The sequence below is a fragment of the Micromonospora sp. NPDC048170 genome (assembly GCF_040652795.1).
In the GTDB taxonomy this organism is placed as follows: Bacteria; Actinomycetota; Actinomycetes; order Mycobacteriales; family Micromonosporaceae; genus Micromonospora.
In genome coordinates, this window is record NZ_JBEZMR010000021.1 from 1 (window position 1) to 20,871 (window position 20,871).

Genomic DNA, 20,871 nt, shown 5'->3' on the forward strand with positions numbered 1-20,871 from the left:
GCCGACACCGGCGCCGTCGCCACCGCGCCCCGCCCCGGACCGGCCCCCGGCACCGAGGCCGGGGAGGCCGGGACCGGGCCGCTGGAGGCACGGCTCAGCGACCTCGTCGACCGCCGCCACCGGGCCGAGCGGGCCCGGATCATCGACCTCCTCGACGGCCTGTGGGTCTCCGGCGACGACGTACGCGGCTGCCTGCGGGTGCTGGACACGCTGCCCTTCCTGGTCGCCCGCAGCCTGGTGCACAGCCTGCCCGCGCCCCGACGCACCGACCTGGGCCGCACCCTCGACGACGGCCACCACCACCTCTACCCGCGCGCCGCCCTCGCCGCCCTCGGCGGGCAGACGCCCTACCTGCTGCGCGAGCTGGACGCCGGCAACGTGCACGGGCTGGACACCGCGGGGCTGGGCCCCGTCGAGCGGCGCACCGCGCTGGACGTGCTGCGCGCCCTGCGCACCAGCGTCCTGCGGGAACTGCTCACCGGCGACCGCAAGGCGCACTTCCGGGAGCTGCTGACCGGGACGCCGCCGCGCGGCACCGACGCCGACGCCCTGCGCGAGCAGATCGCGGCGCTCGGCGGGACCGACGCCGAGGCCGGCCGCCTGGACCAGGACACCGGGCTGCGTGACCAGCTGCGCCGCGTCGAGCGGCTGATCGGCCAGCGGCAGGGCCGCCAGGCGCTGGAACTGCTGGCGGGGCTGGCGCCGGCCCCACCCACCGCCGGCGACCCGGCCGGCACCGCCACCGCCGGCCCGCCCGAGCCGGGCACCCGGCTGCGCCACGTGGTCCACCGGCTCGACGAGGCCGGCCGGATCGACGCCCTGCTGGGAGAGCTGCCGTGGGAGGAGAAACGGGTCGGGGCGCCCCTCGGCCCCCGGCTGCTCGTCGTACTCGCCGCCCGGGAGGAACACCAGAACCTCACCCGGATCGAGGGGCTGTTGTCGTACGGGGTCTTCGACTGGGCGGTGCGTGACCACGAGGCCCGCTTCGCGTACCTGCTGGTGCGCAGCCTGCCGCTGGCCGCCCAGGACCGGTGGCGGCGGCGGGAACAGGGCCACTGGTTCGCGCGGCTGGAGGAGAACATCCCCGCCGAGGACGTCCTCTCCGGCCGGTACGCGGGCGTCGGCAGCCTCGCCGAGCCCCTGGACCGGGCCCGCCGCAGCGCCGGACAGGTCGACGCGGACGCCATCGTCGCCGACATCCACCGGGTGGTGCGGCACGGCCTGGACGGCGTCACGTCCGTGGAACTGGTCCGCCGGTTGATCGGGTACCAGCACCCGACCGGCACGGCGACGGCCTCGGGCCGGGAGGCCCTGCGGACCGCCGTGCACCGCCTCGACGCGCTGCGCGACCTGGACCGCATCCTCGACGCGCTGCCCGACGCGTACCTCACCCACGAGATGTGGCGGGCCGAGCTGCTGGACCTGCTCGCCCTGCGCGACCCCGCCCACCTGGAACGGCAGGCCCGCCAGCTGCTCGCCATCGGCCTGACCGACTGGGCGGTGAACCCCCGGGAGGCGTGGCTGGCCTTCCAGTTGGTGCGTAACCTGCCGGTCGCCGACCAGGCCCGCTTGGAGGCGGAGGATCCCGACCGGTGGGCCCGGCTGCGCTCGGCGATGACGCCGCAGATGCGGGCCTCCCTGGCGGTCACCGCGATCTCCGGGCCCCGCCGCGTCGAGGCCCGCGACCAGCTCCGCGACCGGCTGCGCGACGACCGCCTGTGGCGGGCCGACCGCGCCACCGAGCTGCGCTCGCTGATCGTCCAGCTGTACGCCCTCGACGACCGCCGTTGGGTGTTCCTGCGCTCCCGCGACGTGCGTGCCGACCGGGTCCCCGGGCTGGCCACCCTCGTCGACGAGCTGCGCCTGCACCACCCCGAACGCCGACCCTCCTTCGACCCGGAGACGCTGCGCACCGACGACGCCCCGACCGTCGTCGGTGACCTGGCCCGGCTGGTCGCGGTCGGGCTGAAGCTGCTCTTCCTCAGCCGTACCGGCCTGAGCCTGTTCACCCGGGAGGTGACGCTCCGCGAGTTCGACCTGCACGACGCGCAGTGGATCAGCGGCGACCTGGGCGGCGCCCGGCTGCGCGACACCGACCGCGAGCACACCAACCGGCTGTCGATGTCGGTCGACGCCCGGCAGGGCATCCTGCGCATCCGGCTGCCCCGCCTGGAGCTCGACGGGTTCAACCGGACGTTCACCGGCAGTTCCCTGCGTACCGGCCGGGTCACCCTCACCGACCTGGACGTCGTGGCGTCCTTCTCCGACCGGGGCTACGAGCGGCCGGTCGGCGCGCAGGCCGGGGTGGGCGGGCTCAGCGTCTCCGACGTCGTGTACGCCGGCGATTCCCTGCCGGGCGGGCTGCTCGGGCTGACCAGGTTCGGCCTGTCCAGGCTGTTCTTCCGGACCGGGGCGACCGGCCGGGAGGACGTCACCGAACCGGGCCGGCGGGGCTGGATCGGCATCCCGCTGATCGACCCGCTGATCCACCTGCTGCACAACGTCATCTCGTTCTACGGCGGGCTGCCGTTCCTGTCGAAGATCAGCGACGCGTTGCTCGCCCCGTACACGGCCGGCGCACCCTTCCTGGCCCGGCAGTTCACCTCGCTGACCGCCGGGGAGCTGTTCACACCGCTGGCCAACGCCACCCTCGGCCTGCTCACCGACGGGGTGTTCCGGCCACCGCGCACGGTGGGCGAGCGGGCCACCGACGCCGTCGCCATGCTGCACTCGCTCCAGGTCAGCTTCGCCAGCGCCACCGCCGAGGGGCTCTCCTTCGCCGGCATGCAGCAGATCGGCCGGATCGAGGTCGGCCGCACCCTCATCGGCCTCGGCAACAGCCTGCCGGCCCGGCTGCGCGCCGAGCAGCGGTCGCTGCGGGAGCGGCTCGGCCGGGCCGCCGGGCCGGAGCGCGCCGCGCTGGACCAGCGGCTGGCGGCCGTCACCACCGAACTCACCGCGCTGGAGCCGCTGGAGCGGGAACTGCACGCGCTGGAGGCCCGGCACCGCTGGCACGCCGACTCGCTGACCGAGGCGGAACGGCGACGGCTGATCGGCCTCTCCGACCAGCTGCGCCGGTCCGCTGGCGGCACCGTCGACGTCGGCGGCATCCGGGTGACCGGACTGACCGGCCGCGTCGAGGCGGCCGGTCTGGAGATCGACCCGATCCACGCCGAGGGGTCGCTGCCTTCCCGGTCCGGGGAGTACCTCCCCGACGACGAGCTGATCGACCGGTTCCGCCGCGACCGTACCCCCGCCGACCCCGCCGCCGTGGCCCGCGCCAGCACCGCGTCGGCCAGCGTCGCCGGCGTACGGCTGCTGCCCGGCCCCGCCGGGGAGCCGGCCCTGCGGATCACCGCGACGGACCTACCCACCCGTGAGCAGGTCGCCGAGCAGTTGAGGGCTCTGCCCGACGAGCCGCGCTGGGCTGCCCGGCGGGCCGAGCTGACCCGCTGGCTGACCGACCTCGACCGGCTCCGGACCCTGGAGTCGCTGCCCGCCGAACCGGTCGACGCGACCGGGAGGTACCTGCCCCGACACCGCACCGCCGCACAGGAGCGGGAACTCCAGGAGCTGCGGGAACGGGCCCGCCGGTACTTCGGCCTGTCGGTCGGCGGGCTGACCGCCACCGGGCTGAGTGCCACGCTGGCCCCGGACACGCTCGGCGCGGAACTGCGGCTGGCCGAGGTCACCGCCACCGACCTGCACAGCGGCGCCACACACGTCGAGCGGATCGAGGCGCACCGGCTGCGGGTTCGCGCCGATCTCGACGTCACGGGCGGCGGAGCGCTCCCCGCCGAGTTGGCCGGCGCGGCCGCCGCGCAGGGGCTGCCGGCGGGCCGTACCGCGGTCGGTTTCGGCGTCGGCGACCTGACCGTCACCGGCCTCTCCGGCCCCGGCGCCGAGGCCCGCCGGATCGCCTTCACCGCGCCCACCCGCGCCGACGGCCGACCCGGCGAGGCCATCCACGGCCGGGTGCTGCCCGACGGCGACGACCTGCGCCTGCCCGACCTGGTGGTGGAGCAGACCGAACTGGCCGGGGTCGGCTTCCACTCCCCGGGCCGCAGCCTCCACTCCCGGGGCAGCACCCGGATCGGCCGGATGAGCCTCGACGTACGGGTACGCACCGGTCCCACGGCCGCCGGCCGGCAGGTGCGCGGCGCACTCGTCCGCAGCATGGTCATCGACCGGATCGACGCCGACCAGATCGGCATGGACGTCACCGACCCGGCGCCCGGCTACTCCGTCGAGGTGGTCTCCGGTTCGCTGGTCGGCGTCCGGCTGCGCGACCTCGACGTGGACCTCACCGGCGCGGAGCTGACCTACGCCGGCCGGCTCACCGTCGGCCAGATCGACCAGCTGCGGTTCAGCGTGCTCTCCCGCGCGTTGCAGGGCCCGCCGACCACGATCACCGGCACGCTCGACGGCCAGCCGGCCGGCCCGGGCGCCGCCGCGGTCACCGTCGACCTGATCCGGGCCGGCGCGCACCAGGTCGACCCCGCCACCGGCCGGATCGTCAGCGACCCCACCGACAGCCAGCGGATCCAGCTCGACGGGCTCACGCTCACCGACACCACCGTGCGTACGCCCGACGGGGCGGTCACCGTGCGCCGGGCCGGACTGGGCGGCAGGATCGTCACCGAACGGGCCGGCGGGCTGCGCTTCGAGGACGTCGGTCCGGCCCGCGTCGAGCTCGGCGCGATCGACTGGCGGGCCGGCGACGGCCGGATCGTCTCACGCGGGCCGACCGTGCTGGACGGGCTGACCGTCAGCGGCCGCTGGGACAGCACCCCCGAGGGACGCGACGCCGCCGGGCGGGTCGTCCCGTCCACCGCCGAGCTGCACGTGCAACGGCTGCGCATCGACCGGGTCACCGGCCGCGACCTGCGCTACCGCGATCCGACGCTCGACGTCGGCCTCGGCCGCGCGGAGCCGGTGCCCGCCGGGGAACCCGACCTGCCGCCGTTGGAGATCCTCGACGTGGACCTGCGTGGCCTGCGCTGGTCGCGGGCGGCCGGGCTGACCGCCGGCCGGCTCACCACGGGCGCCACCCGCCTGGAGATCGCCGGCCGGGTCAGCGACGCGCTGCACGTCGACGGCGCGCTGTGGGCCGCGCAGCTCACCCTCGCCTTCGGCCGCGGCGGGCGGGTGCAGGCCCGGGTCGTCGGCGGCGAGGGCCACCTCGGCGTCGGCCCCCGGCCGGGCGAGCACACCCAGCACGTCGGCATCCAGGGCCTGGACACCGGACTCATCAGCATCGGCCCGGACCGCATCGAGATCGGCCCGGACGGCCAGCCGGGACTCAGTCTCGCCAGCGTCTCCGTGGACGCCCTCGACTGGCAGGGCGAATCCCTCGGCCTGCGGATCCGCCCGGGCGAGGGGGCGATCACGCTGCTGGGCGTCACCGCGCGGGCCCGGGTCGACCTGCACCCGGCCGGCACCCCCGGCGGCCGGTTCCGCCGGCTGCTGCTGCGCGAGCTGGTGGTGCAGCAGACCCGGGCCAGCGGCCTGCTGGTCGACCTGCACGACGGCAACACCATCCGGCTCAGCCCGGAGATCGAGGCCGTCCTCGGGGAACTGCGGCTGCGTCCCGCGGCGGGCCAGGAGGGCTTCCTCGTGGAGGCGACCCGGACGGCAGCCGGCATGCGGATCCTCGGCGGCCTGAACATCGGGGCGATCGACGCCGCCCGCGTCGGCTTCGACATCGGCACCTTCCTCTCCGGCGGCTCGGCCGACTTCGCCGCCGCCGGACTGACCGTCGACTTCCTCGACCACGGCGGTCTGCGGCTCAAACTGGCCGATCCCTCCCTCACCGGGATCCGGGCGCAGGTCACCGCCGACGCCCGCCGGGAGCTGCGGTTCCTCGGCGCGCCGGCCGGCCGGCCCGAGTACGGGCTGCGGTTCACCTCGATCGGCTACGAACAGGATCCGACGGCCCCGGACAGCACCACCGCTCCCAGCCGCCGCGTCTCCGTACGCGGGGGCGAGGCCACCGGCCTGACCTTCACCGACACCGGTCTCGGGCTGCACATCTTCGTCGAGCAGGCCCTCCTCGGCGACATCACGCACGACCTGAGCACCGGCGGCGGGGAACTGCCGTCGCTGGACATCCGCAACGCCACCTTCAGCCTGGACCTGGCGACGCTGCTCGGCGGTGCGGCCCCGGCCGCGCCGACCCGGACCACCAGCGCCCGACGGCGGGCCGCCATGGCGTCCCAGTGGGACGCGCTGCTGCGGATCCTCGACACCTACAACCTGAGCGAGGTCATCGACAGCCTCAACGGGCACGTCGACTTCGACGTCGCCCACGACGGTTTCCTCTGGGGCACCCGGACCTGGGAGGTTCGGCTGGCCCTGCGCGACGGCGCGGTGGACCACCGGCGGCTCACCGGGGCCCTGCCGTGGTGGACACCGGGCCGGTTCGTCGTCGAGGGAAACGCCCTCGTCTACCGGGTGCACGTGCCCGCCATGGCGCCGGAGGGGGCGCCGCCGCCGGACACCGACATCGACGTGCTGCGCTGGCAGCTCACCACCGGCGAGGTGGAACAGGCCCGCACCGCACACCTCGTGCGGCTCAACCGGCTGCTGCGGCCGCCCCCCGGATCCCGCGACGACCTGTTGCACACCATCGCCGACCTCGGCGACGACGAGCCCTCGACCGACCCGCCGGGCCGGCTGGACATCCGCAACGTCGACGTGGACCTCTCGATCGACAACCCGCGCGAGATCACCCTGCCGCTCGGCGGGAGCAACGAGATCGTGCTGGCCCCCGACGCGCTGCTCCACCTCACCGTCGGCGGCGGGATGCGGCGCGCCGCCGGTGGGGCTGGCCGCCCCGGCGCACTGCGCCCGATCGCGCTGGAGCGCGCCACCGTGGCCCGGATGAACCTGCTCTTCGACTCCGTCGGCGTGTCCACCGGGCAGATCCGGATCACCGACCTCACCGACGCGCGACTCACCTTCGACGGGCTCACCCCGCAGCTGCTGACCGGACGGATCACCCGCGCCGTCGCCGAGCGGATCCGCTGGCGGCGCACCACCGCAGGAGGCACCCCGTGACCAGCCCGCTCAGCCCCCGCCTGCTCCGCGCCGGCCTGGTCGTCCTCGACCCGGACAGCGGCCGGACCCGGCGCGTGATCACCCTCCAGTACAACCCGGACGCGCTGACCCGGGGCTTCCAGCTCAAGACCGGCGGCGCGGAGGGCGGCGCGAAGGGCGAGGCGCTGCGGATCACCGGCCCACCCGTGCAGACCCTCACCCTGGAGGCCGAACTCGACGCCGCCGACCAGCTCGCCGAACGGGACGTCACCGAACTCGGCCTGACCGCGCAGCTCGCCGCCCTGGAATCACTGGCCTACCCGAGCCTCGCCGCCGTGCAGGACGCCGCCGCGCTGCTGGCCGCCGGAACCCTGGAGGTCGTACCCCCGCCGGCTCCGCTGCTGCTGCTGGCCTTCGGGCGACGCCGGCTCTGGCCCGTACGCATCACCGAACTGACCATCACGGAGGAGGCGTTCGACCCCATGCTGAACCCGATCCGCGCCAAGATCCGGCTGGGTCTGCGGGTGCTGACCGTCAACGACGTGGGCACCGCCGGGCGGGCCGGCGGCCTCGCCATGGCCGCCCACCAGCAGCTCGAACAGCTCGCCGGCCGGGCCCGCGGCGGCCGGCTGGGCGACCTCGGAATCGACCGGCTGCCGTGAACGGGCCGAACGACACCGACCCGGCCCTGGTGGCCGCCCACAGCCGCGTCGCGGAGACCCTCTTCGCCGCCACCGGCACCGGCGGCGTCGGCGAGCCGTCGCCCGGGGCGATCCCCCCGCAGAGCCGGTACGCGGGCGTCGGCACCACGGTCACCGTGGACCCCGACACCGGCCAGGAGATGGTCCACCTGCGCCGCCGGTTCGTGCCGCCCGCCGAGCGGCTCGCCACCGCCGGCTGGGAACAGGTCGCCGACGGTGACCGGGTCGACCTGCTGGCCGCCCGTACCGTCGGCGACCCGACCGCCTTCTGGCAGCTCTGCGACGCCAACGGCGCCTTCGATCCGGCCGAGCTGGAGCAGCCGGGCCGGGTGGTGCGGGTGGCGCTGCCCGAGGGCTTCCCGGGAGGCGGCGATGTCTAGGGGCGTACGCCTGCAACTGCTGGTCGGGCCGCTGACGTTCCGCCCCGCCCCGTACGGGCTGGTGGAGGCGTTGCAGGAGGCGCAGGTCACCCAGAACGCCGGGCAGCGTTCCGGGTTCCAGCTGCGTTTCGCCCTGGGCCGGGGCTCGCTGGTGGAACGGATGCTCGCCGACGGCAGCCTCGACCCGCCGACGCGGGTGCTGCTGGTGCTGCACCTCGACGGCCGGCCGCAGGTGCTCTCGGACGGGGTCGTCACCCGGCACGACGTGGCCAGCAGCAACGACGCCGGGGCGTCCACGCTCACCCTCACCGGCGTCGACGTGAGCCAGATGATGGACCTGATCGACCTGTCGGACCTGCCGATGCCGATGCCGGCGGAGGCCCGGGTGCTGACCCTGCTGGCCCCGTTCGCCGCGTACGGGGTGATGCCGATGCTGGTGCCCAGCGTGCTGGTCTTCGCGCCGAACCCGATCCAGCGGATCCCGGCGGTACGCGGCACCACCTTCGCGTACGTGTCGCAACTGGCCGACGAGGTCGGCTACACCTTCTACGTCGAGCCGGGGCCCACGCCCGGCATGAACACCGCCTACTGGGGGCCGGAGGTCCGCGCGGGCCAGCCCCAGCCGGCGCTGACCGTGAACGCCGACGCCGGGTCCAACGTGGAGTCGCTGTCGTTCTCGTTCGACGGGGTGCAGAAGAGCCTCTACCTGCTCACCATCTTCCCGGAGCAGGTCCGGGTGCCGATCGTGCTCCCGGTGCCCGACGTCACCCCGCTGAACCCGCCGCTGGGCCGCCGGATCCCGATCCCGCTGTCGTACCGGCGGATGAACGTCGGCCGGTCGAACGCGAGCGGCACCGACGACGCCACCGCCCGGATGGACGTGGTGCAGACCCTCGCCCGGGGCCTGGCCCGCGCCGCCCAGTCGGCGAACGTCGTCACCGGCTCCGGCTCGCTGGACGTGCTGCGCTACGGCCGGCTGTTGCAGTGCCGGCGACTGGTCGGGGTGCGCGGCGCCGGGCGCGCCTACGACGGCGAGTACGTGGTGAAGAGCGTGACCACGACCGTCAAGGCGGGCGAGGTGAAGCAGCGTTTCACCCTCGGCCGCAACGCCCACATCTCCACCTCCGGGAGGGCACAGGCATGACGACCAGGTACTACGGCAAGTATCGCGGCACGGTGGTGAACCACATCGACCCGTTGCAGCAGGGCCGCATCCAGGTGACCGTCCCGGACGTCACGCTGCCCCCGTCGAGCTGGGCGATGCCCTGTTTCCCGCTCGCCGGCATCCAGGCCGGCGTGTTCACGGTGCCGCTGCCCGGCACCGGCGTGTGGGTGGAGTTCGAGCAGGGCGACGCCGACCACCCGATCTGGACCGGCTGCTGGTACGGCTCGAAGGCGGAGATTCCCGCGCTGGTGGCCGCCGCCCCGCCGCCCACCCCGCCGATCGTGTTGCAGACGCCCGGCCAGGCCACCCTGATGATCTCGGACGCGCCCGGCCCGGCCGGCGGCATCCTGCTCAAGACGCTGACCGGGGCGATGATCTCGATCAACGACACCGGGATCGTCATCTCCAACGGCAAGGGCGCCTCGATCACGCTGGTCGGGCCGACCGTGGCCGTCAACCAGACCGCGCTGACGGTGACGTGATGCCCGGCCCGCTGCTGCACGTCGCCGCCGTCGTCTCCTGCCCGCACGCCGGGCCGGTCACCGCGCAGACCGGCAACTCCCGGGTGCTGGTCGGCGGGATGCCGGTGGTCACCGCCGCCGACGCGTACCCGGTCGGCGGCTGCCCGTTCCAGGTGCCGGTCGGCGCCGGCACCAAGCCCCAGCCGTGCGTGCGAATCCAGTGGACCACCCCGGCCGCCCGGGTGCTGGTCAACGGCCAGCCGGCGATGCTCGCCACCAGCGTCGGGCTGGCCGTGAGCGCCGAGGGCATCCCGCAGGGACCGCCCACGGTGGCCGGGTTCCAGGTGAGGGCGGTGGCGACGTGACGTACCCGGCCTTTCCGTGGCGCCCCGACAACCGGGGCCGCTCCGGGCTGGCCGGCCCGGAGCGGCACGTCGCCGACCTGGTGGAGGCGGTCCTGTTCACCGCGCCGGGTGAACGGGTCAACCGGCCGGACTTCGGCACCGGTCTCGGCCAACTTCTCTTCGCCCCCGTCGACGAGGCGGTGGTGGGGGCCGCCGAGTTGCAGGCCCGCAGCGCGTTGCAGCGCTGGCTCGGCGAGCTGATCGAGGTGGACGAGGTCCGCGTCGACCTGGCCGAGGCGGCCGTACGGGTGCACGTCGGCTACCGGTTGCGCGCCACCGGCCGCCCGGCGCGGGTGCGGATCTCGAGGGGGACCGGATGAGCGTGCGGTGCACCGACGACGAACGCCGGGCCGAGGTCGCCCGCCCCGGCAGCGCCTTCAACGGCGTCGACTGGGTCGAGGTGGACGCGGCCGACCAGAAGCTGCTGCGGGTCGGGTTCCTGCACCCGCTGCCCGGCCAGTCGGGCGGCGTGCCCGGCGGCGCGGCGCTGGTCGCCGGCAACGTGGTCGTCGACGGGGGCGTGCGGATCACCGGTGTGCGGGTGCTCACCGTGGCCGCCGCCGGGGCGGTGCTCACCGTGCGGGTGGACCGGGCCGGCGACTTCTCCCCGTACACGCTGCGGCTGGTGCGTTCGGCGGTGGACGACCGGGTGCCGCCCGGGTTCGATCCGGTGCTGGCGGCGGCCAGTTTCTCCTTCAAGGCGAACTGCCCCAGCGACCTGGACCCGGCCCCCGCCGCGCCGGCCGTGCCCGCGCCGCCGGCATCCCCCGCGCCGACCGACTACCTCGCCAAGGACTACGCCGGCTTCCGGCGGCTGATGCTCGACCGGCTCGCGGCCCTGCCCGGCTGGGCCGAGCGCAACCCGGCCGACCCGCTGATCACCGTGGTGGAGGCGTTGGCGCACGTCGCCGACCGGCTCTCCTACCGGCAGGACGCCGCCGGCACCGAGGCGTATCTCGGCACCGCCCGCAGCCGCGTCTCGGTGCGCCGGCACGCCCGGCTGCTCGACTACGCCGTGCACGACGGCTGCGCCGCCCGGGCCTGGCTCAGCGTGCGGGTCGCCGCCGGTTCCGACGCCGAGAGCCGGGGTGTCCCGGCCGGCACCCCGGTCCTGGCCGCCGACCGGGCCACCCCGGCCCTGCCGCCCGACGACGCGGCGCCGCTGCTGGCCGACGGCGCCACCGGCTTCGAGACGCTGACCGCGCTCGCCCCGCGCGCCGCCCGCAACGAGATCCCCCTGCACGTCTGGGGCGGCCGGGACTGCTGCCTGCCGGCCGGCGCGACCCGGGCCACCCTGGTCGACCAGCCGGCCACCGGGCTGGCCGCCGGCGACCTGCTGCTGCTGGAGGAGGTGCTCTCCCCCGCCACCGGCCGGCGCGCCGACGCGGACCCCACGCACCGGCAGGTCGTCCGGCTGGTGTCGGTGCGTCCGGGCACCGACCCGGTGGAGGGGGTGGACGTGCTGGAGGTGCGGTGGAGCGCCGCCGACCGGCTGGCGTTCCCGCTCACCGTCACGGCATCCGTCGCCGGTACGGGCACCGGCCAGCTCGTCACCTGCGCGGTCGCCCGGGGCAACGTGGTGGCCGTCCAGCACGCCATCGCGGTACGCGGCCAACTGCCGCCCGCCGCAGAGGCGCGGTGGCGGCCGGTGCTCACCGCCGAACCGGTGGCGGCGGCAGCCCCGTTCCCGGTGGACGCGCCGGCCAGCCAGGCCCTCGGCCAGGACCCGCACGCCGCGCTGCCGCTGATCCGGCTGGAGACCGCCGAGGGCAGTTGGCGGCCCCGGCGGGACCTGCTCAACGCCGACCGGTTCGACCAGGGCTTCGTCCCGGAACGGGAGCGTGACGGCCGGGTCGGCCTGCGCTTCGGCGACGACGTGTCGGGCCGCCGGCCGCCGGCCGGCACGGTGTTCCAGGCGACCTGGTGGCGCGGGGGCGGCGCGGCCGGCAACCTCGGCCACGACGCGCTGACCACCCTGGTCACCGACCGCTCCGGTGTCCTCGGCGTGACCAACCCGCTGCCCGCCGTCGGCGGCACCGACCCGGAGGACATCGAGCACGCCCGCCAGCACGCGCCGGTCGCCTTCGCCACCCAGCAACGCGCGGTCACCACCGCCGACTGGGTCGCCGCTGCGCTGCGGCTGCCGGAGGTGGCGGGCGCCACCGCCCGGATCCGCTGGACCGGTTCCTGGTGGACGGTGTTCCTCACCCTCGACCTGCTCGGCGGCCAACGGCTGGCCACCGAGGCGGGACTGGCCCGCCGGCTGGCCGGCCGGCTCGACCGGTTCCGGGTGGCCGGGTACGACCTGCAACTGCGTGACCCGGTGGACCTGCCGGTGGAGCTGCGGCTGTGGGTGTGCGTGACGCCCGGGGCGTTCCGCTCCGACGTCCGCCGGGCACTGCTGGAGCTCTTCTCCGACCGGGACCTGCCCGGCGGGCGTCGCGGCTTCTTCCACCCCGACCGGTTCAGCTTCGGCACGCCGCTCTACGTCAGCCAGTTGCTCGCCGCCGCGGTGACCGTCCCGGGCGTCACCGACGTCCGGGTCACCGAACTGCACCCGGTGGGCGTGGCACCGGGCGGCGAGCTGGCCGCCCGGGTGCTGCGTACCGGCGGCACCGAGGTGATCCGCCTCGACAACGACCCCAGCGTGCCGGAGCACGGCATCCTGCACCTCGACCTGGTGGGTGGACTGTGACGACACGAGCGGGCCGGGGGCCCAACCCGCCCGGCCGGGGCGGCATCGACTACCGCCTCGGCCGGCAGGCGGACTTCGTCGCCGACATGCTGGCCCGGCTCGGCACCCGGCCGGAGCTGGCCGGGCTGACCACCCGCGAGGCCGACGACCCGGCCGTGGCCCTGCTGCACGCCTGGGCGGGCACCCTGGACGTGCTCGCCTTCTACCAGGAGCGGATCGCCAACGAGGGCTTCCTCGGCACAGCCACCGAGCGCGGCTCGGTGCTGATGCTGGCCCGGGCCATCGGCTACGAGCTGCGTCCCGGGGTGGCCGCCACCACCTGGCTCTCCTTCACCGTCACCGCCACCCCCGGCGCGCCGGACGGGGTGCCGGTCCCGGCGGGCAGCCAGGCGCAGAGCGTGCCCGGCCCCGGCGAGCTGCCCCAGGTCTTCGAGACGGTCGAACCGCTGCTCGCCCGCCCCGAGCTGAACGCCGTGGGGCTGCGCGTCACCGAGCCGCGCGCCCCCCGCCCCGGGGACGACACCCTCTTCCTGGCCGGCACGGACACCGTGCTCGTCCCCGGCAACGCGCTGCTGCTGCTCGGCCCCGACTGGTTCGACGTACGCCGGGTGCGGGCCGTCACGGCGGTGCTGCCGCAGGCGGCGACCGCCCTCGACGGCGGGCAGGTGGTGCCCGCGTACACCGTGGTGGGGTTGGACGCGCCGGTCACCGCCCGGCTCCTCGGGGCGGAGCTGCGCCACCAGGTGCCCGGGGTGCAGGTGCACCTGCTGGCGCAGCGGGCCGCGCTGTTCGGCTACCAGGCCCAGCCCTGGTCGGCGCTGCCCGTGGCGCTAAGGGGGGGCGAGCTTGACCCGGGCACCAACCAGGTGCTGCCCGGGGCGTACGCGAACCGGGAGGCCAGCTGGGTGGACGCCCCGTTCGCCGCGAACGTCCGCGAGCTGCACCTGGACCAGTCGTACCCGTCGGTCGTGGCCGGGTCGTGGCTGGTGCTGGAGACCGGCGGGACGCCCCAGCTGCGCCGGGTGGGCGCGGTCGCGGAGCTGCCGGTGGCGGACTTCGGCATCGCCGCCCGCACCACCCGCGTCACCGTCACCGGCGGCGACTCGGACACCTTCTCCCGCCGTTCGACGACGGTGCTCGGCGACAGCCGGCTGCTCCCCCTCGCTCCGCTGCCGCTCACCGCACCGCTGGCCCGGGCGTCGACCCTGGAGCTGGCCCGCCCGACGCCCGGGCTGGAGCCCGGCCGGCGGCTGGTGCTCACCGGCGTCGACCCGGCCGGCGCGGCGGTCTGCGAGGTGGTCACCGTGCAGCGGGTCCGCGACGCCGGCACGGTCGACCTCGAGGCGGGCGTCGCGCACACCTACCGGCGCGACAGCGTCCGGGTGCTGGGCAACGTGGCGAAGGCAACCCACGGGGAGAGCCGGGCCGAGGTGCTCGGCGGCGGCGACGCCCGGCAGGCGTTCCAGCGGTTCGCGCTGCGGCACGCGCCGCTGACCCACGTCTCCGCCGCCACCGCCAGCGGGTCGCGCACCACTCTCGCGGTCTGGGTGGACGGGGTGCGCTGGCAGGAGGTGCCGGCCCTGCTCGGTCAGCCCGCCACGGCCCGGGTCTACACCGTGCGCCGGGCCGACGACGGCACGGTCACCGTCACCTTCGGCGACGGCCGGACCGGGGCGCGGCTGCCCACCGGGCAGGACAACGTGGTGGCCACCTACCGGTCCGGGATCGGCCGCCTGGCCGACCTGGCGCCGGGCCGGCTGACCATCCCGCTGTCCCGGCCGCTGGGCCTGATGGAGGTCACCAATCCGGTGCCCGCCGCCGGCGCCGACGACCCGGAGGGCGTGGACCGGGCGCGCCGCAACGCCCCGCTGGCCGTACGGACCCTGGGCCGGGTGGTCTCCCTGCACGACCACGCCGACTTCGCCCGCGCGTTCGCCGGGATCGGCAAGGCCCGCGCGGACCTGGTCTGGGACGGGCACCGGCAGATCGTCCTGCTCACCGTGGCCGGCCCCGACGGCGCGGTGCTCCCGCAGGACGCACCGGTGCGCGCCGACCTGCTGCGCGCCCTCGACGCCGCCCGGCAGCCCGCCGTGCCGGTGCGCATCCTCGGCCACCGCCGCCGCCGGGTCGCCGTGTCCGCCCGGCTGCTCGTCGCGCCCGGGCACCGGTTCGCGGCGGTCGCCGCCGCCGCCCGGTCGGCGCTCGTCGCCGGCCTGAGCTTCGACGCCCGCGACTACGCCCAGCCGGTACGCGCCAGCGAGGTGCAGGCCCTGCTGCACACGGTGCCCGGGGTCGCGGCGGTGGTGCTGGAGCTGCTGTACGACGCCGAGCAGCCCCCCAGCCGGGCCGAGGTCATCGCCGCCGCACCGGCGCGCCGTACGGGCGACCTGCTGCTCCCCGCCGACCTGCTCACCGCCGACGCCGGTGACGTCACCCTGTTGGAGGCATCGTGAGGGCCGAGGAGATCTGGGCGCTGCTGCCGGCCGCCCTGCGCAGCCAGGACGAGGCGGCCGGCGGGGTGCTGCGGGCCCTGGTGGAGGTGATGGCGGAGCAGGCCGCCGCGCTCGCCGCCGACGTCGACCAGCTCTCGGACGACTGGTTCGTCGAGACCTGCGCCGAGTGGGTGGTGCCGTATCTCGGTGAGCTGGTGGGCGCGGGCCGGCTGCACCCGCTGGCCGACGGCACCGGGTTCTCCGACCGGGCCCGGGTGGCCGACACGATCCGGTTCCGGCGGCGCAAGGGCACCACCGCCGCGCTGGAGGAGCTGACCCGGGCGAACACCGGCTGGAGCACCGCCGCCGTCGAGTTCTTCGAACGCCTGGTGACCACCCAGCACGTCAACCACGTCCGGACCGCGCCCGCCACCGCCGCGATCCGCGACGCCGGGCCACTCGAACTGGTCGGCGGCCCGTTCGAGCCGGTCTGCCGGACGGTGGACGTGCGGGCGATGGACGCCGGGCAGGCCCGCCCCAACATCCCCCACATCGGCATGTACGTGTGGCCGCTGCCGTCGTACCGGCTGGACCGGGCCACCGCCGCCCCGGCCGCCGACCCACCGGACGGCCGGTGGTGGATCGACCCGGTCGGGGTGGGCCGGCAGCTCACCGGGCCGACGGTGACCGAGCCCGACATCGACCACCGCGCCGACGAGGCCAACGTGCCCGGTCCGCTGCGCCGCCGCCCGCTGCGCGACGAGCTGGCCGCGCTCGCCTCCGCCGCCCCGCCCGCCCCGCAGGAGCTGCGCTGGTTCCGGGAGGACGACCCCTCCTTCGTCGTGTGGATCCAGCCGGCCCCCGGCGACGAGCTGCGCCCTATACCGCTGGAACACCTGCGGATCTGCGACCTGGCCGGCTGGGAGCGGCCGACCGGCAGCCTGGTGCGGGTCGACCCGGTGCGCGGCCGGGTAACGGTCGCGGCCGGCCGGCCCGTGCACCGCCTCGCGGTCTCCTGGTGGTACGCCTTCGGCGCCGACGTGGGCGCCGGCCCGTACCCCCGGCGGGGCGACCTGGGCGCGGCCGACGGCCCGGTCGACTGGCAGCTCGCGGTGAGCGTGACCGAGCCGCCGCGCCCCGGCGAGGTCGTCGCCTCGATCGGGGAGGCCGTCACCGCCTGGCACGACTGGCAGGCTGCCCACCCGGGCACGGCCGGGCGGATCGTGCTCACCGACAGCCACCGCTACCCGGAGGACCTGACCGTACGGGTCGGGCAGGGCAGCCGGCTGAGCCTCCTCGCCGCCCGGTGGCCCCGGCCGCCGGACCGGCCGCGCCGGCAGGCCGACCTCGACCCGGTCGGCGTCCGGCCCTGCCTGCTCGGCGGCCTGTCGGTCGCCGGCACCGGCACCGGCGAGCGCCCCGGCGAGCTGGTCGTCGACGGGCTGCTGCTCTCCGGGCCGGTGACCGTTGCCGCGCCCGCCGACGGCGGACCCGGCCTGGGCCGGATCGAGCTGCGGCACTGCACGGTCGGCCCGGCGGCGACCGGCCTCACCGTCGCCGCCGGCAACGACCGGACGCGGGTGGGCGTGCACCGCTGCGTCACCGGCGCGCTGGCCGCCGGCGACGGCCCGCTCACCGTGGCGGACACCCTGGTCCACGGCGGGATCGCCGCCCCGGACGCCGAGGCCGACCTGGCCGGGGTGACCGTTCTCGGCGGCACCGACGTGCGGGTGCTGACCGCCACGGACTGTCTCTTCGACCAGCCGGTCACCGTGGCGAGGCGGCAGCAGGGCCACGTCCGCTTCAGCTACCTGCGGCCCGGGTCGGTCACCCCGCGCCGCTACCGCTGCCAGCCGGACCTGGCCCAGCAGGCCCACCCCGGCGACCCCGACGTGGCCACCCGGGTCGGGCCGGCGTTCGCCAGCACCCGCTACGGCGACGCCACCTACGGCCGGTTGGCCGGCTCCGCCGCCACGGAACTGCACACCGGCGCGGAGTCCGGCGCCGAGATGGGCGCGTTCCGGCGCGCGGCGACCCCGCAACGGCTCAACAACCTCGCCCTCGCCCTGGCGGAGTACCTGCCGCTGGGGCGGGTGGCCGCTGCCCTGCCCGTCCTGCCGACCGGAGGAACCCCATCATGAAGGGCGACATCAGCCGCTCCACGTTCGACCAGCGGCGGCACGCGACGAGCGTACGCAAGCAGCAGGGCCGGGTGGACCTGGACGCCGACTGGAACGAGCAGCAGGACATCCAGGCGCACCTGCGGGCCACCGCGCTGACCGACGTGGTCGGCCCGGTCGGCGCGCCGCTGGCCGGCGGGGCGTTCGCGCTCACCGGCGGGGCCGACCTGAAGCTGTCGGCCGGCCGGTACTACCTCGACGGGGTGCTCTGCGAGAACGACGCGCAGGTCTCCGTCCTCGCCCAGCCCGACCTGCCGGCGGCCGGCCCCTTCGTACGCCGCCTCGACGGCACGTGGCTGCCCACCGGCACGCCGGTGCCCGCCGGCGTCTACGTCGCCTGGCTCCAGGTGTGGCCGCAGCACGTGACCGCCATCGAGGACCCGGGTCTGCGCGAGGTCGCCCTCGGCGGACCGGACACCGCCACCCGCCTGCGCACCGTATGGCAGGTGCGGCTGGTGCAGGCCGGGCCGCCGGGCACCCCGGTCGGCTGCGCGGACGCCCCGCCCGGCTGGGCCGAGCTGACCGCCGCCTCCACCGGCACCCTCGCCGTACGCGCCGACCCGACCGGCGCCGCGGGCGGCGACTGCGTCATCCCGACCGGCTCGCCGTACACGGGCCTGGACAACCAGTACTACCGGGTGGAGATCCTGGCCGGCGGCGGCCCGGGCGCGGCCACCTACGTCTGGTCCCGCGACAACGCCTCGACGGTGGCGACGTGGGAGAGCATCGACGTCGACGTGCTGACCGTGAAGGTCCCCGGCCGCGACGGCAGCGCCGGCTTCGCCAACGGATCCTGGGTGGAGCTGACCGACGACGGCCGGGAGCAGAACGGCCTGCCCGGCACCCTCGTCCAGGTCGACCGGGTCGAGGGTGACCGGATCGTGATCCGCCCCGCCACCGCCACCGGCAGCCTCGACCGGGCCGGTTTCCCGAGCCGGCCGCGGGTGCGCCGCTGGGACGGGCGGGGCACCGTGCCGGCCGGCGGCGCCGAACTCGACCTGGAACTCGGCATCAGGATCCGCTTCGGCGCGTCGGGCGGCTACCGCACCGGGGACTGGTGGTCGTTCCCCGCCCGGGCGGCGGTGCACGACGTCCAGTGGCCGCGGGTCGGCACCACCCCCGTGCCGCAGACCCCGCACGGCCCACGCCGCTCCCACGGCCGGCTCGGCGTCGTCGCGTACGACGGCAGCCAGTGGAGTGTGCTGCGCGACTGCCGGCCGGTGTTCGCCCCACTGACCGGGCAGCTCGCCCTGAGCCTGCTCGGCGGGGACGGCCAGGAGGCCGTTCCGGTGCCGGCCGGCCCGGCGACCCTGGTGCCGCTCGGCCACGACCTGGTGGCCGGCGTCGCCGTCGGCGGCCGGCCCGTCGCCAAGGCCCGCGTCAGGTTCAGCGTCACCATCGGCCAGGGCCGGGTGACCTCCGGCGCCACCACCGCCGCCACCGTCACCGTCGAGACGGGCACCGACGGGCGGGCCCGCTGCGCCTGGCAGCTCGACTCCGCCGCCGCCACCCAGGAGGTCACCGCCGTCCTGCTCGACGAGGCCGGGCAGCCCACCGGCCTGCCCCTGACCTTCACCGCCGCCCTGTCCCGCGCCGACCGGGTGTCGTACGACCCGACCGGGCACCCGGCGCTGGCCGGCTCGGCCACCGTGCAGGCCGCCATCAACCAGCTCGCCGCCGCCACCACGGGCGGCTGGGCGACGGTGACGGTCCGGCCGGGCATGGACTGGGTGCAGGCCCTGAACACCCTGCCCGCCGGTGACGTGCTGATCTGCTTCGCCCCCGGCCTCTACACCAGCAACACGCCGGTCACCTTCACCGGGCGGGCCAACATCCGGCTGCTGGGGAGCGGCCCGGCCAGCCGCGTCCGGGTGCAGGGCCACGAGCACGCGCTGATGTTCGTCAACTGTGGCACCGTGTCGGTGGCCCAGCTGGCGGTGGAGACCCCCGGCCCCGCGTACGACTCGAACCGGCTCGGCCCGGTCACCGCCGTGAATTGCGCCGAGGTCAGCGTCGAGCACGTCCAGCTCACCGGGGTGGCCGGCGCGTCACCGCAGAGCACCTGCCTGACCGTCCGCAACGACCAGGGCACCCCGCCGGGTCGGGTCCGGGTGCTCGACTCGGACTTCCGCATCGGCCACGGCCAGCAGGGCGTGCTGCTGGTCAACCCCGACCACGCCATCGTCACCCGCTGCCGTTTCTCCTGCCCGCCCCGCCCGGCCTCGCTCACCCTGGCCGAGTTGGTCAAGGACGAGAAGTTCCGCAGCCAACTGGCCACCCAGCTCGTCGGCCGGCTCGCCCTGGACCGCGACGACCGGCTGGAACGCGGCGAGTGGAACACCGTCGTACGGGTCGGCCAGTGGGGCGTACGGATGAACTCCACCGTCCCGGAGAGCGAGTGGCGGACGCTGACCACGCTGCACCCGCCCACGGCCGAGGACCTGCGCGGCGAGGAGGCCGCCGGGGCGTACGTGCTGCGCCTGGCGGACCAGGCCACGCAGGACCCGAGCCGGCTGCCCAGCTACAAGCGGCAGCTCACCTCGCTCAAGGGACGCCTCGGCGAGGGTGCCGGACGGATCTTCGACACCGACGAGGGCCGCCAGACGCTGCGCGACTACCTGGTCGGCGAGGGGGTCGACGTGCGGCGGGCCGACGACATCGCCCGGGACCGCCGCGAGGTCGCCCTGCCCGCCCCGGGCGCCAGCCTGCGCTTCGACTCGGCGCTGGGCCAGGGCGCGTGGGAGGCCGCGGTCGCCGCCTCGCCGCCGTCCCGCCCGGTGCAGACGCCCTCCGCCGCCGCCCGGCACCTGCGCAGCGTCGCGAACCGCATCCTGGTGGAGCCGGCCTTCGGCGACAGGTACGCCCGCGCGTACCGGCTGGAGCTGGCGGCGGCGGCCGAGACGTCGGTGGGCGCCTGCGGGGTGGTGATCGGGGGCGGAACGGCCGTCGGGGACGTCGAGGTCTCCGACTGCCGCTTCGACCAGGTGGCCGAGGGCATCCACATCGGGGTGTCGTACCGCCCAGGGCCGCCCATCCACGGCCGCACCGTTCGGGTCACCGGCAACGACATCCACCTCTACAAGGCCTGGTGGCGCGGCTCCGGCACGATCCGCGGCATCAAGATCGGCAACCTGCGCCACGTGTTCGTCTCCGACAACCGGATCTCGGTGGCCGCCGGCACCGGTCTCGGCGTCTGGGCGTACGGGGCCGGCGGTCCGATCATGGCGATCCGGGACAACCTCGCACAGAACTGCGACCCCGGGATCATGTGCAACCCGTCCTGGTCCGGCGCACCGGCCAAGCGCCTGTGGTCGGTCACCGACAACGTCTCGACGGACGGGCCGATCCTGGTCGGCGGCGGTGCGCGGAACTCGGGCAACGTGAGCTGAGCTGTCACCTGGGCGACTGCGCGGTC

11 protein-coding genes are annotated in these 20,871 nt (G+C 75.9%); all 11 read left to right on the forward strand.

Features of this window, described 5'->3' with window-relative positions; genetic code table 11:
- Window positions 1-7,059 (forward strand): hypothetical protein (locus tag AB0D32_RS22805; protein WP_357093533.1); only part of this gene is annotated, 7,059 nt, incomplete at its 5' end.
- The gene (locus AB0D32_RS22810) at window positions 7,056-7,700 is read left to right on the forward strand and encodes a hypothetical protein (RefSeq protein WP_357093536.1); all 645 of its coding nucleotides are present in this window, start codon (window positions 7,056-7,058) and stop codon (window positions 7,698-7,700) included. The genes AB0D32_RS22805 and AB0D32_RS22810, both read left to right, overlap by 4 nt.
- Window positions 7,697-8,119, forward strand: a complete 423-nt coding sequence (locus AB0D32_RS22815) for a hypothetical protein (protein ID WP_357093539.1) — start codon at window positions 7,697-7,699, stop codon at window positions 8,117-8,119. Before AB0D32_RS22810 ends, AB0D32_RS22815 begins: the two co-directional genes overlap by 4 nt.
- Complete coding sequence (locus tag AB0D32_RS22820) at window positions 8,112-9,263, forward strand: hypothetical protein (RefSeq protein ID WP_357093542.1); 1,152 nt, start codon at window positions 8,112-8,114, stop codon at window positions 9,261-9,263. The genes AB0D32_RS22815 and AB0D32_RS22820 overlap by 8 nt, the downstream gene beginning before the upstream one ends.
- Window positions 9,260-9,766, forward strand: a complete 507-nt coding sequence (locus AB0D32_RS22825) for a phage baseplate assembly protein V (RefSeq protein WP_357093545.1) — start codon at window positions 9,260-9,262, stop codon at window positions 9,764-9,766. Before AB0D32_RS22820 ends, AB0D32_RS22825 begins: the two co-directional genes overlap by 4 nt.
- The gene (locus AB0D32_RS22830; protein ID WP_357093548.1) at window positions 9,766-10,110 is read left to right on the forward strand and encodes a hypothetical protein; all 345 of its coding nucleotides are present in this window, start codon (window positions 9,766-9,768) and stop codon (window positions 10,108-10,110) included. Before AB0D32_RS22825 ends, AB0D32_RS22830 begins: the two co-directional genes overlap by 1 nt.
- The gene (locus AB0D32_RS22835; RefSeq protein ID WP_357093551.1) at window positions 10,107-10,469 is read left to right on the forward strand and encodes a GPW/gp25 family protein; all 363 of its coding nucleotides are present in this window, start codon (window positions 10,107-10,109) and stop codon (window positions 10,467-10,469) included. The genes AB0D32_RS22830 and AB0D32_RS22835 overlap by 4 nt, the downstream gene beginning before the upstream one ends.
- Window positions 10,466-12,844 carry a baseplate J/gp47 family protein gene (locus AB0D32_RS22840; RefSeq protein WP_357093554.1) on the forward strand — a complete coding sequence of 793 codons (2,379 nt, stop codon included), beginning with the start codon at window positions 10,466-10,468 and terminating at the stop codon, window positions 12,842-12,844. Before AB0D32_RS22835 ends, AB0D32_RS22840 begins: the two co-directional genes overlap by 4 nt.
- Complete coding sequence (locus AB0D32_RS22845) at window positions 12,841-15,297, forward strand: putative baseplate assembly protein (RefSeq protein ID WP_357093556.1); 2,457 nt, start codon at window positions 12,841-12,843, stop codon at window positions 15,295-15,297. Before AB0D32_RS22840 ends, AB0D32_RS22845 begins: the two co-directional genes overlap by 4 nt.
- The gene (locus tag AB0D32_RS22850) at window positions 15,294-17,417 is read left to right on the forward strand and encodes a phage tail protein (protein ID WP_357093559.1); all 2,124 of its coding nucleotides are present in this window, start codon (window positions 15,294-15,296) and stop codon (window positions 17,415-17,417) included. Before AB0D32_RS22845 ends, AB0D32_RS22850 begins: the two co-directional genes overlap by 4 nt.
- A complete protein-coding gene (locus AB0D32_RS22855; protein WP_357093562.1) occupies window positions 17,414-20,845 on the forward strand; it encodes a DUF6519 domain-containing protein in 3,432 nt (1,143 codons plus the stop codon). The genes AB0D32_RS22850 and AB0D32_RS22855 overlap by 4 nt, the downstream gene beginning before the upstream one ends.
- Window positions 20,846-20,871: the final 26 nt, after the last annotated feature.